At 63.0% G+C, this 12,397-nt stretch carries 11 protein-coding genes; 6 read left to right on the top strand and 5 right to left on the bottom strand.

The annotated features are described in order from the left end of the window. Positions 1 to 302: 302 nt before the first annotated feature. Complete coding sequence (locus ACYCFC_RS14960; RefSeq protein ID WP_459652088.1) at positions 303 to 755, top strand: hypothetical protein; 453 nt, start codon at positions 303 to 305, stop codon at positions 753 to 755. A gap of 10 nt (positions 756 to 765) precedes the next feature. On the opposite strand, the gene ACYCFC_RS14955 is transcribed toward ACYCFC_RS14960, so the two are convergent. Together ACYCFC_RS14955 and ACYCFC_RS14950 are read right to left on the bottom strand one after the other, a co-directional pair. Further along, the gene (locus tag ACYCFC_RS14955) at positions 766 to 1,674 is read right to left on the bottom strand and encodes an AEC family transporter (RefSeq protein ID WP_336509696.1); all 909 of its coding nucleotides are present in this window, start codon (positions 1,672 to 1,674) and stop codon (positions 766 to 768) included. Positions 1,675 to 1,751: 77 nt separating this feature from the next. Next, the gene (locus tag ACYCFC_RS14950; RefSeq protein WP_125837469.1) at positions 1,752 to 2,153 is read right to left on the bottom strand and encodes an acyl-CoA thioesterase; all 402 of its coding nucleotides are present in this window, start codon (positions 2,151 to 2,153) and stop codon (positions 1,752 to 1,754) included. 219 nt (positions 2,154 to 2,372) lie between these two features. Here ACYCFC_RS14950 and ACYCFC_RS14945 point away from each other — a divergent pair, with 219 nt between their 5' ends. The 5 genes from ACYCFC_RS14945 (at position 2,373) to phoU (ending at position 9,497) form a co-directional block, all read left to right on the top strand. Continuing rightward, positions 2,373 to 3,338 (top strand): PstS family phosphate ABC transporter substrate-binding protein, encoded by a 966-nt coding sequence (locus ACYCFC_RS14945; RefSeq protein ID WP_181082471.1) that lies wholly within the window; start codon positions 2,373 to 2,375, stop codon positions 3,336 to 3,338. Between the two features lie 376 nt (positions 3,339 to 3,714). Continuing rightward, positions 3,715 to 5,991 (top strand): ABC transporter permease subunit, encoded by a 2,277-nt coding sequence (locus ACYCFC_RS14940; RefSeq protein WP_459652087.1) that lies wholly within the window; start codon positions 3,715 to 3,717, stop codon positions 5,989 to 5,991. Positions 5,992 to 6,066: 75 nt separating this feature from the next. After that, entirely contained in the window at positions 6,067 to 7,737 is a 1,671-nt protein-coding gene (pstA, locus tag ACYCFC_RS14935) for a phosphate ABC transporter permease PstA (RefSeq protein ID WP_058077973.1), read from the top strand. Positions 7,738 to 7,836: 99 nt separating this feature from the next. Further along, entirely contained in the window at positions 7,837 to 8,667 is an 831-nt protein-coding gene (pstB, locus tag ACYCFC_RS14930; RefSeq protein WP_058073838.1) for a phosphate ABC transporter ATP-binding protein PstB, read from the top strand. Between the two features lie 107 nt (positions 8,668 to 8,774). After that, on the top strand, positions 8,775 to 9,497 hold the full coding sequence (gene phoU / locus ACYCFC_RS14925) for a phosphate signaling complex protein PhoU (RefSeq protein WP_459652086.1): 723 nt from the start codon (positions 8,775 to 8,777) through the stop codon (positions 9,495 to 9,497). Between the two features lie 385 nt (positions 9,498 to 9,882). On the opposite strand, the gene ACYCFC_RS14920 is transcribed toward phoU, so the two are convergent. From ACYCFC_RS14920 to ACYCFC_RS14910, 3 genes are all read right to left on the bottom strand, one after another. Then, positions 9,883 to 11,016, bottom strand: a complete 1,134-nt coding sequence (locus tag ACYCFC_RS14920) for a Fic family protein (protein WP_459652085.1) — start codon at positions 11,014 to 11,016, stop codon at positions 9,883 to 9,885. After that, positions 11,016 to 11,282: a type I restriction-modification system subunit M N-terminal domain-containing protein gene (locus ACYCFC_RS14915; protein WP_459652084.1), complete on the bottom strand. Its 267-nt coding sequence runs from the start codon at positions 11,280 to 11,282 to the stop codon at positions 11,016 to 11,018. Before ACYCFC_RS14915 ends, ACYCFC_RS14920 begins: the two co-directional genes overlap by 1 nt. A 104-nt stretch (positions 11,283 to 11,386) precedes the next feature. Next, the gene (locus ACYCFC_RS14910) at positions 11,387 to 12,361 is read right to left on the bottom strand and encodes an IS110 family RNA-guided transposase (protein ID WP_459652083.1); all 975 of its coding nucleotides are present in this window, start codon (positions 12,359 to 12,361) and stop codon (positions 11,387 to 11,389) included. Positions 12,362 to 12,397: the final 36 nt, after the last annotated feature.

Genomic DNA, 12,397 nt, shown 5'->3' with positions numbered 1-12,397 from the left:
CCCGCTTTTGTGGGAGCGGACTTGTCCGCGAATCGATGCCCGAACCATCCGCACGGTTCCGTTCGCGGCCAAGGCCCCTCCCACGATGGCCGCGTGCACACCAATCCTGTGGCTGCGACCGGGCGGCGTTCCGCTTCAGCCGCGAATTTCGTGGAGTGCTCTGGTCTAAAAACCGCTCCGTATTCGTCAACTTGGCGCGCCCATCGAGCGAGAAGCACGGATTCGTGAAGCGGTTGAAGGTATCGCCCGGCTATTTCTGTTCCGATGCGCCTTTGCCGTGAATCGACGGTCTGGGGCAGGGAATGAAAACCTTCTTTTTTGTGGTCTGGGCGCTGCTCAGTCTGTTGGTGGTTGGGCTTGCGCTCGTTGTGGCGTGGGCGAGGCCGGGGTTGGTCAGCGGGTTTCAGGTGTTGCTGGCCAGCTATTACGCGCTCTGTTTCTTCCAGTTGATCCGTGCCTGCTACCAGCCGTGGGGGCTGTTGGGGCCGCGTCGGCGCGGCGGCTACTGGCTCTGCCTGATCCTCCTGCCATTGTCGTTGCTGCCATTGCAGGCCGCGTATGAGATTTGGGAGCAGGGCGCCTATGTGGTCGCGGATGACGGGCATGTGCGCTTCAGCATCACATTGGTGCGCCAAGGCCTGATCGGGTTGCAGGAGCTGGTCGGTCATGCGGGGCCGATGCTGGTCATGCTGGCCTTCGGTGTGGCGATGATGGTGGGGCTGGTGCGGTTGCTCAAGAGCCAGGTGGTGCGCTGAGCGTGCGGGATCAGCCGCCCAGCAGTAACAGCACCAGCGGCAGGCTTGCCGCCGCCAGCAGGGTTTGCAGGGTGATGATGCCGGCCATCAGATGGCTGTCGCCACCCAGTTGGCGGGTCAGGACGTAGGCGGTAGGGGCGGTGGGCAGGGCGAAGAACAGTACCAGGATGGTCGTTTCCATCGATGGCAATCCGAGCGCCAGCGCTACGCCATAAGCCAGCAGCGGCACGGCCAGCAGGCGCAGGGCGCTGTTCCAGCCCAGCACGGGTACTTCACCGCCGAGTTCCTGCGGTTTCAGCGCGGCGCCGACGCAGAGCAGGCCCAGAGGCAGGCTGGCGGCGGCCAGCAGGCCGAGCAGGCGGTCGGTGCCGCCCGGCAGGCCGAGACCGGAAAGGTTGACCAGCGCGCCAGCCAGGCAGGCGAGAATCAGCGGGTTCCTGATGATCGGCAGCAGCAGCGAACGGACGCTGACGCCGCGTTCGGCGGTCAGCGCCCAGACCGACATGACGTTCACCGTCGGCACCATCAGCGCCAGCATCAGCGCGGCCAGTGCCAGGCCCTCGCTGCCGAACAGGCTGCCGACCGCGGCCAGCCCCAGATAGGTATTGAAGCGCAGGGTGCCCTGGGCGATGGCACCGAAGCGCGCCGCCGGCCAACCGCGCAGGCGGCGGGTGACCAGCAGGGCGATCCAGGCCAGACCCAGGGCGAGTAGCACGGCCGCCGCCAGGCGTGGCAAGGCCGGATTGCCCAGCGGTGCGCTGGCCAGGCTGCTGAACAGCAGGGCGGGGAACAGGATGAAGTAGTTGATCCGTTCGGCGCCGGGCCAAAAGTCATCGTTGGGAAAACCGTGCCGGCGCATGAAGTAGCCGGCGACGATCAGGGCGAACAGGGGCCAGAGAGCGAGCAGGAGCGGGGTCACGGATACATCCATCAATGCAGGTTGCCGAATCCTGGCGGCTCGGCAGGCGACACGCAAGTGTTCTGCGCCGCTGATGCTCAGCGGCGCGGCGTTACCGAGCGGGTGCGACCGGTGCTGTCGATGGCGACGAAGACGAATACCGCTTCGGTGACCTTGCGCCATTCGCTGGAAACCGGATCGTCGCTCCAGACTTCCACCAGCATGCGGATCGAGCTGCGGCCAACATCCAGGGTCTGGGTATAGAAGGACAGCTGCGCGCCCACCGCCACCGGCACCATGAAGGCCATGCGGTCGATGGAAACGGTCGCCACCCGGCCCGAGGCCACGCGGCTGGCCATGGCGGTTCCGGCCAGGTCCATCTGCGATACCAGCCAGCCACCATAGATGTCGCCAAAACCATTGGTTTCACGCGGCAGGGCCGTCAGTTGCAGGGCCAGGTCGCCCTGGGGAATTGGATCTTCCTGTTCGTATTCTTTCATCGGATAAGCTCGCGGCGCGCTTGTCGTTCTGGCGCGAAAAGGCCCGCGATAGCGCGGGCGGGGCCGAGTATAGCGGCTGTATATGACGGCAGCGACCGATATGGATCAAGGGTTGAGCGTCACCAGATTGTCATATTCGATTCATAGAGTGGTCACAAGGCCTGCAGACAATGGCCTCCGTTCCAACACACTCGAACACAACCCTGCTAGGAGCATGGAATGAAACTGAATCGTTTGATGGCGGCCCTGACCTTTGTAGCCGCTGGTGTAGGCGCAGCCAGCGCGGTTGCGGCTGTTGACCCGGCCCTGCCGAGCTACGAGAAGACTTCCGGCGTCTCCGGCAATCTCTCCAGTGTCGGTTCCGATTCGCTGGCCAACCTGATGACCCTGTGGGCTGAAGAGTTCAAGCGCAGCTACCCGAACGTGAACATTCAGATCCAGGCTGCCGGTTCTTCCACCGCACCGCCGGCGCTGACCGAAGGCACCGCCAACATGGGCCCGATGAGCCGTCCCATGAAGGACAACGAAATCCAGGCCTTCGAAGAGAAGTACGGCTACAAGCCGACCGCCGTACCGGTCGCCATCGACGCCCTGGCCGTTTTCGTGCACAAGGACAACCCGATCAAGAGCCTGGACATCGAGCAGATCGACGGCATCTTCTCCAGCACCCGCCTGTGCGGTGGCGCGCAGGACATCAAGACCTGGGGTGACCTGGGCCTGACCGGTGAGTGGGCGAGCAAGCCGATCCAGCTGTTCGGTCGCAACTCGGTATCCGGCACCTATGGCTACTTCAAGGAAGAGGCCCTCTGTAAAGGCGACTTCAAGGCGAACGTCAACGAGCAGCCGGGTTCGGCTTCGGTTGTGCAGTCGATCTCCAGCACCCTGAACGCCATTGGCTACTCCGGTATCGGCTACAAGACCTCCAGCGTTCGCGCCGTACCGCTGTCCAAGGGTGGCGAAGCCTTCGAGGCCAACGAGGAAAACGCTCTGGCTGGCAAGTTCCCGCTGGCACGCTTCTTCTACGTCTACGTCAACAAGGCGCCGAACAAGCCGCTGAGCCCGCTGGATGCAGAGTTCATCAAGCTGGTGATGTCCAAGGAAGGCCAGGATGTCGTGGTCAAGGATGGCTACATCCCGCTGCCGAAGAACGTGGCTGACAAGGCTCTGAAGGAACTGGGCCTGTAACACGCCGCCGACCTGACGGCGTGTGCCGTCAGGCCTGTGCCACGAAGCCCGTCACGCCCCAAGCGCTGGCGGGCTTCGTTGTGTTCAGGGGCTGTAATTTTTCTGTCACATGACTTGATTAGATTAGGCGCCTCCACAGGCTGTTGGAAAACGTAGCCGAGGCAGGCAAGACGAGGCGCAACGACCAACGGGAGTAACAGCCGAAGGCTGGCCCGAAGGGCGAGTGCAGCGAGTCAAGACAGGCGAGGAACGGACCGGGCTCGCGTACGAGTTTAGTCGTCCAAATGAGCAGTTCGAGCCTGTTTTTAACGAAGTATTGCCAACGCAGGTAGTTTTCAACGGCCTGTCAGAGCCTGGCGGCTCAGGAACCCTCTCGATGAACGATATAGAGCCCATGACTGCGAACACCGATGCGCAACGGCTGGACTTCAATACACCGGCGTTGCAGCGCAAGCGGCGCATTCGCGCGCTCAAGGACCATCTGGCGCGCTGGTATGTTTCCATCGGCGGTCTGGCGGTGCTTGGCGCCATCTGCCTGATCTTTTTCTACCTCGCCCAGGTCGTGCTGCCGATGTTTCAGGGCGCCGAGGTCAAGCCCAGGGATGCGCAGCAGCCGACCTGGCTGGCCGAGGCCGGTGAACCGCTGCTGCTGGCCGTCGAGGAGCAGAACGAAGTGGCGATGCGCCTGGGCGCCGATGGCCTGGTGCGCTTCTTCTCGCTCAAGGATGGCGCCGCGCTGTCCAGCGTCAGCCTGCCGCTGCCGAGCGAGGCGCGCATCACCGCCATCGGTCAGGACACGCCCGGTAGCCGGCTGCTGGTGCTGGGGCTGGACAATGGCCAGGCGCTGGTGCTGGAGCACAACTACAAGGTCAGCTACCCGAATAACCAGAGGACCATCTCTCCGCAGATCGACTACCCCTTCGGCGAAACGCCGCTGGAGCTCGATACTCAGGGCGGCGCCATCGATCATGTCGCCATCAGCCGCAATGGCAGGACCCTGCTGGTCGCCGCCGCCACCGATAGCGCGCTGCATGCGCTGCGTATCGCCACCACGGAAAACCTGCTGACGGGTGAAGCCAGCATCGAGCAGGAGCGCCTCAATCTTCCGCAGGTGAACGAGCCGATCCGCAAGCTGCTGCTCGATCCGCGCCAGCAGTGGCTCTATGCCTTCAGTGGCAAGGCCAACGCGGATGTCTTCGACCTGCGCCGCAAGCAACTGAACGGCCGCTACAAGTTGCTGAACGGCACGGGCGAGGTCACCCAGGTCAGCGCCTTGCTGGGCGGCATCTCGCTGCTGGTGGGCGACTCCAACGGGGGCATCGGCCAGTGGTTCATGGTGCGCGGCGCCGATGGCCAGGCCGAACTGAAGAACGTACGCAATTTCCAGCTTGGCACCAGCGCCGTCACGCAGATTCTTCCCGAAGAGCGCCGCAAGGGCTTTCTCGCCCTGGACACCAAAGGCAGCCTGGGCGTTTTCCACAGCACCGCGCACCGCACCCTGCTCAAGGAACCGGTGGCCGAAGGCGCGGCCATGGCGACCCTGTCGCCGCGCGCGACCCGCTTGCTGGTGGAGTCCGACGGCCAGCTGCAGAGTTTCGTGATCGACAACCCGCACCCGGAAATCTCCTGGAGCGCCCTGTGGAGCAAGGTCTGGTACGAGAGCTACCCGGAGCCCGACCACGTCTGGCAGTCGACCTCGGCCAACACCGACTTCGAACCCAAGCTGAGCCTGGCGCCGCTGGCATTCGGCACGCTCAAGGCGGCGTTCTACGCCATGCTGCTGGCAGCGCCGCTGGCCATCTGCGCGGCCTTCTATACCGCCTACTTCATGGCGCCGGCGCTGCGCCGCAAGGTCAAGCCGGTGATCGAGCTGATGGAAGCGCTGCCGACAGTAATCCTGGGCTTCTTCGCCGGCCTGTTCCTCGCGCCCTACCTGGAAAACCATCTGCCGGGAATCTTCGCGCTGCTGCTGTTGATGCCGGTGGGTATCGTGCTGGCCGCCTACCTCTGGAGCCGCCTGCCGGAAACCATCCGCCTGCGCGTGCCGGACGGCTGGGAAGCGGTCCTGCTGATTCCGGTGATCCTGCTGGTGGGCTTCGGCTCGCTGGAAATCAGCGGGCACATGGAGAACTGGTGGTTCGGCGGCGACATGCGCCTGTGGCTGACCAACGAGATGGGCATTCCCTTCGACCAGCGCAACGCCCTGGTGATCGGTCTGGCCATGGGCTTCGCGGTGATCCCGACCATCTATTCGATTGCCGAAGACGCCGTGTTCAGCGTGCCCAAGAGCCTCACCCTGGGCTCCCTGGCTCTCGGCGCCACGCCCTGGCAGACGCTGGTGCGCGTGGTGCTGCTGACCGCCAGCCCCGGCATCTTCTCGGCGCTGATGATCGGCATGGGCCGCGCGGTGGGTGAAACCATGATCGTGCTGATGGCCACCGGCAACACGCCGATCATGGAGGCCAACATCTTCGAAGGCATGCGCACCCTGGCGGCCAACGTCGCGGTGGAGATGCCCGAGTCGGAAGTGGGCAGCACTCACTACCGCGTACTGTTCCTGGCCGCGATGGTGCTGCTGATCTTCACCTTCGTGATGAACACCCTGGCCGAGCTGATTCGCCAGCGCCTGCGCGGCAAGTACGCCAGCCTGTAAACAGGCCAGGCCTGCGGGCCTGGCGAGGACGCGGCCTGAACGGCTGCGAGAAGATTTCGCTAAAGGTATCGATCCGTGAAAAAGGATTCCCTGACAAACTGGATCAAGAGCGGCAGCCCCTGGATCTGGATGAACGCCGGCGCGGTGTCCATCGCGGTGATCATGACCCTGGGCCTGCTGGCCGTGATCGCGGTTCGCGGCATGGCGCATTTCTGGCCGGCGGATGTCATCGTCGCCGACTATCAGGTGCCCGGCAGCGAGCCCCGCCTGCTGGCCGGCGAGCGTGTGCAGGCCGAGCAGGTGCCGCGCGCGCGCCTGGCCGCCAGTGGCTTGCCGGTGGCGGCTGAGGGCGGCGAGTTCATGACCCGCGAGCTGCTCAAGGTGGGCAACCGTGAAGTCTACGGCGCGGATTTCACCTGGGTGGTGGGCGAGTGGCTGAGCAACGAACGCACCCCCCGCAACATCGTCGTGCTCGAACGTCGCGAGTGGGGCAACTTCTATGGCGAGCTGCTCAACGTCAAGGAAGGCGGCAACCTGGTCGCCGAAGGCGAAGCCGCCTGGGGCGAGCTGCAGCAGCGTATCGCGCGTATCGACCAGTTGCATGGGCAGATCAGCCACCTGGAAAAGGTCGATATCGGGCGGATCAACCATGGCCTGGAAAGGCTGCGCCTGAAAACCCGCAAGCTGGAGCTCGAGCAGCGTCTGGATGCCGCCGCGCAGGCCGAGCTGGATGCCGAGCGGGCCGAATGGGACGCCGAATACAAGACGCTGGAGGGCCGCCTGGCGTCGCTCTACCAAGATTTCAACCGCGACAGCATCGGCGTGCGCACCCTGGATGGCCGCGAACTGGAGATCAGCCTGGGCAAGGTGGTGCGTGCCTATCAGCCGAACGCCATGTCGGTGCCGCAGAAGCTCGGCTTCTATGCCGCCAAGATCTGGGAGTTCGTCAGCGACGAGCCGCGTGAGGCCAACACCGAGGGCGGCATCTTCCCGGCCATCTTCGGCACCGTGCTGATGACCATCATCATGGCGGTGATCGTCACCCCGTTCGGTGTGATCGCCGCCGTCTACCTGCGCGAGTACGCCAAGCAGGGCGTGCTCACCCGCATCATCCGCATCGCGGTGAACAACCTCGCCGGCGTGCCGTCGATCGTCTACGGCGTGTTCGGCCTGGGCTTCTTCGTCTATGTGCTGGGCGGCTCGCTGGATCGGATCTTCTACCCCGAAGCTGCGCCGGCGCCGGTGTTCGGTACGCCGGGGCTGATGTGGGCGTCGCTGACCCTGGCGATCCTCACCCTGCCGGTGGTGATCGTCGCCACCGAGGAAGGCCTGGCGCGTATCCCGCGAATGATTCGCGAAGGCTCGCTGGCGCTCGGTGCGACCAAGTCGGAAACGCTGTGGAAGGTGGTGCTACCCATGGCCAGCCCGGCGATGATGACCGGCCTGATCCTCGCCGTGGCCCGTGCCGCGGGCGAAGTGGCGCCGCTGATGCTGGTGGGCGTGGTCAAGCTGGCTCCGAGCTTGCCGCTCAACGGCAACTATCCTTACCTGCACCTGGACCAGAAGATCATGCACCTGGGCTTCCACATCTACGACGTGGGCTTCCAGAGCCCCAACGTCGAGGCCGCGCGGCCGCTGGTCTACGCCACGGCGCTGCTGCTGGTGCTGGTGATCGCGACGCTCAACCTCAGTGCGGTCGTCATCCGCAACCACCTGCGCGAGAAGTACAAGGCGCTTGACCACTAACTGCCGATAAAAGCGCTGGAGGCCCGAGGCTGGACGAACAAGCGGCACCGACCGCGTCCAGCCTTGAACCTCCGGCCTCCAGCGATCACGGAGACATCCATGTCAGCGACGCAAACCCATTCCATCGACATTTCCGCTCTCGGCCGCGACAAGCGCAGCCTCAACCTGGCCGATGAACCGGTGGCCATCGAAGTCCCCGATCTGAGCCTTTACTACGGCCAGAAGCAGGCGCTGTACAACGTCAGCATGAACATCCCCAGGCAACGCGTGACCGCCTTCATCGGCCCGTCGGGCTGCGGCAAGTCCACGCTGCTGCGCTGCTTCAACCGTATGAACGACCTGGTCGACGGCTGCCGCATCGAGGGTGCGATCAACCTCGACGGCACCAACATCTACCGCAAGGGCGAGGATGTGGCCGACCTGCGCCGCCGCGTCGGCATGGTGTTCCAGAAGCCCAACCCGTTCCCCAAGAGCATCTACGAGAACGTGGTCTACGGCCTGCGTATCCAGGGCATCAAGCAGAAGCGCGTGCTCGACGAAACCGTCGAATGGGCACTCAAGGGCGCGGCGCTGTGGGACGAAGTGAAGGACCGCCTGCACGAGTCGGCCCTCGGCCTTTCCGGCGGCCAGCAGCAGCGTCTGGTGATCGCCCGGACCATCGCCGTGCAGCCCGAAGTGCTGCTGCTCGACGAACCGAGCTCGGCGCTCGACCCGATCTCATCGCTGAAGGTCGAGGAGCTGATCTACGAGCTCAAGGCCAAGTACACCATCGTCATCGTCACCCACAACATGCAGCAGGCGGCGCGCGTCTCCGACTACACCGCCTTCATGTACATGGGCAAGCTGATCGAATACGGCGATACGGATACGCTGTTCACCAACCCGGCCAAGAAGCAGACCGAGGATTACATTACGGGGCGTTACGGCTAACGGCGAACAGACGACAACAGCGCTTAAGGCTGGAGGCTGGACGAACAAGCGGCTCCGTCTCGTCCAGCCTTCAGCGTCCAGCCTCCAGCGGCTTTTCAGGAGCCTTTATGAAAGACAACCACACCCAACACATCTCCCAGCAGTTCAACACCGAGCTAGAAGAAATCCGCAGTCACCTGCTGGCCATGGGCGGGCTGGTGGAGAAGCAGGTCAACGATGCGGTCACCGCGCTGATCGAGGCCGATTCGGGCCTGGCGCAGCAGGTGCGCGAGGTCGATGAACAGATCAACCAGATGGAGCGCAACATCGACGAGGAGTGCGTGCGCATCCTCGCTCGTCGCCAGCCGGCGGCCTCCGACCTGCGCCTGATCATCAGCATCTCCAAGTCGGTGATCGACCTCGAACGCATCGGCGACGAAGCGACCAAGATCGCCCGTCGCGCCATCCAGTTGTGCGAGGAGGGCGAATCGCCGCGCGGCTATGTCGAGGTACGGCATATCGGCGATCAGGTGCGCAAGATGGTGCGCGAGGCGCTGGACGCCTTCGCCCGCTTCGACGCCGACCTGGCGCTGTCGGTGGCCCAGTACGACAAGACCGTCGACCGCGAATACAAGACCGCCCTGCGCGAACTGGTCACGTTCATGATGGAAGACCCGCGCTCGATCTCCCGCGTGCTCAGCGTGATCTGGGCGCTGCGCTCGCTGGAACGCATCGGCGACCACGCGCGCAACATCGCCGAGCTGGTGATCTACCTGGTACACGGCACCGACGTGCGCCACATCGGCCTCAAGCGCATGGCCGAAGAGGTGGAGAGCGGCAGGGAGCGTTGAGGACGAGTCGTCGGGTTACGCCTCGGATTGTCGGATTACGCCTTCGGCTAATTCGACCTACAGAACGTGACGCTGCGCTGTGTGGGTCGGTTCACGCTTCACCGACCCGACGTGCGGCCTTCCAGGCAGCTCAATCCTGTAGCGTTTTCGGCAGCACCTCGAGCTGACCTTGCTACAGGGAGTGCTCGATGACGCGTCTTTGGACTGCGCTTCGCTGTGCGTCTTGGCTAAGGGCCATTGTTCTGTGAGCTTTAACGGCGTTTTCTTACATAGTGTATTTCATATGTAAGAATGATCTTTCTATCCTTACACATGGACTCCCATATATAAGCTTTATAGGTCTGGGCTTATATATGGTTTTCCGTATGTCGCTCAGCCAAGGCTTTCAGGTCATGAACAGCTCGAAATACCGACGGAACAGGTACAGCCGGTTACGGCCATAACCGGTGGTTTCCACCAGAATGTTCAGGCTTTCAAGCTGTTTCACCAGGGCGGTAGCGCTCTGATGCGTCACCTCCAGCAGCCCCGCCACGTCGCCGATGCTGACCATGGGGCGCTGGTAGAGGTGCAGCAGCAGTTTCTTGGCGTTCTCGGCGCGTTTGCCCAGCGTGAGAATCTGATGCTCCACTTCATGGCGCAGGGTCATGATGGCCATGAAGGTGTTCTTGCTGCTGGTGGCCGTCTCCACCACGGCGGTGAGGAAGAAGCGCAGCCAGTGCAGCAGGTCGTTGGAGCTGCGCACCACGGTCAGGGCGTCGTAGTAGGCGCCGCGATTGCGCTCGAAGAAATCCGACAGGTACAGCGCCGGCTTGTGCAGCAGACCTTTGTCCACCAGGTACAGGGTGATCAGCAGGCGACCGATGCGGCCGTTGCCGTCGAGAAAGGGGTGGATGGTCTCGAACTGGTAGTGGCTCAGGGCAATGCGGATCAGGTCCGGCACCTGCACCTGCTCGTTGTGCCAGAACTTCTCCAGATCGCCCATCAGCTCGGGCACCTCGCTCGGGTGCGGTGGCACGAACACGGCGTTGTTCAGGTTGCTGCCGCCGATCCAGTTCTGCGAGGTGCGAAAATCCCCCGGCATCTTGTGATCGCCGCGCACGCCCTGCATCAGCACCGCATGGGTCTGTTTAAGTACGCGGATGGACAGCGGCAAGCGCTTGAGATCCTCGACGACGGTATTGATCGCCTCGATATAGTTCTGCACCTCCTGCCAGTCATCGCGCTTCTCCGGTGCCACCTGCTCCTTGCGCATCAGCGCCTCGTCCATCTGCGTCTGGGTGCCCTCGATGCGGCTGGAGGTGTTGGCCTCCTTGGCGATATGCATGCGGATGAACAGGTCTACGTCCGGCACCATCAGCGACAGTGCGTTCAGCTCCGCCAGCGCCCGCGAGGCACGTTCCAGCAGGGTATTGAGCTGCGGGTCGAGCCACTGCCATTCGCAGTTGATCGGCGTCGGCGAAAAGCTCTTGTACTGGTATTGCTGCAGCCACTGGCCGGAGCTGAACTGTTCGACTTGCATCAGGCGACTTCCTTGTCCGGAACGGGTTCTTTGGTGGGTTTCGGCGCCTGCACGTCGCGTATATCGAACTTGTCGGCAGGCTTCAGCGGCTTGTACCCGGCCAGCCCCTTGTCCTTGCTGACATCCAGTACGCAGCCCAGGCGGCGCAGCGCGGTCAGCGGAGTCATCACCCGGCGGTATTGCGGCGGCCAGCAAGGATTGCGCAGCAGGTTGGCGATGACCCAGATGAAGTCGCTGTGTTTCTGGAGGAGTTCCTGGTGTTTCACTGCTGATCCTTGATGGGTTGAGCTGTTGGCAAGCATGGGCAGGGATTCTACTGCGCTTGGTTGGGGGATGGGTTGTGGTGCATTTGTAGATACCGTCTTGCCCCTCACTTCGCAATAGCGAGTTCGAGGTTGAACGGTTCGCCGGATTTCAACACGCCATAGGCGATACAGAGCAATTTACGCATCGCCGCGCAGACGATCTGTTTGCCGGCTTTGCCTCTGGCTTTCATCCGCTCGACCATTGCCCGAATGGCAGGGTTACGGCTCATGGACGTAATGGCTGGCATGTAGAGCCCTGCGCGCAAGCTGGCCGACCCCATGCGGGAAATCCGCACATGCCCTTTGAGTATTCCCGAGTCCTGTAGCTTGGGATTGAGCCCTGCAAAAGCGGTGACCGCTCGGCTGCTGCCGAAGCGTTGAATGTCCCCCAGTTCAGCCAGCACAAGTGCTGCCGTCCGCTCAGCAATGCCGTCGATGCTCGTGAGCAGGTCACGCTGGCCGCGCAAGTCATCGTTGTCGTCGAAATGCTGCTTGATCGCTTCCAGCGTCTCGGCGATTTGCTGGCGTAAATGTTCAAGAACCGACTCGATCGACGCCTTGACCTTGGTCTCGCGGGTCACGTCCAGGCGGTTCTGTTCCATCTGCTCCAGCTCCTGAAGATCCTTCAGGCGATGCACCAGGGCCTTGAGGCGGCGAATGGACGGTGGATCAGGCTGCCAGGCACGCAGCTTGGCCTGATGCAGGCTGCCATAATCGGCAATGAGCTTGGCGTCGACCTTGTCGGTCTTCACCCGCTGCAATTGGCTGCGGGCGTAATAGGCAACTTGGGCCGGGTTGAGGACGCACACCCGGTAACCTCGCGCGAGCAGCCATTCGGCCAGGGCTTCGTAGTAGATGCCCGTCGCCTCCATGACGACCCATGCCTGCGGCTCGGCGTACTTGAGCAGCCATTGCTGGAACACCTCAAAGCCTGCTGAGTCATTGGTCAGCTTGCCTTTGGTGCGGTGCTTGCCGTTGCTCTGCAAGGTTGCGATGTCGAATGTGTGTTTGGCGATGTCGACGCCAACGACTATGGCCATGGTTTTCCTCCTCAGTGAACGGATAGATCGTCACTG

This window comes from Stutzerimonas sp. NM35, from assembly GCF_054604355.1.
This window is presented reverse-complemented; position numbering and strand designations above follow the sequence as displayed.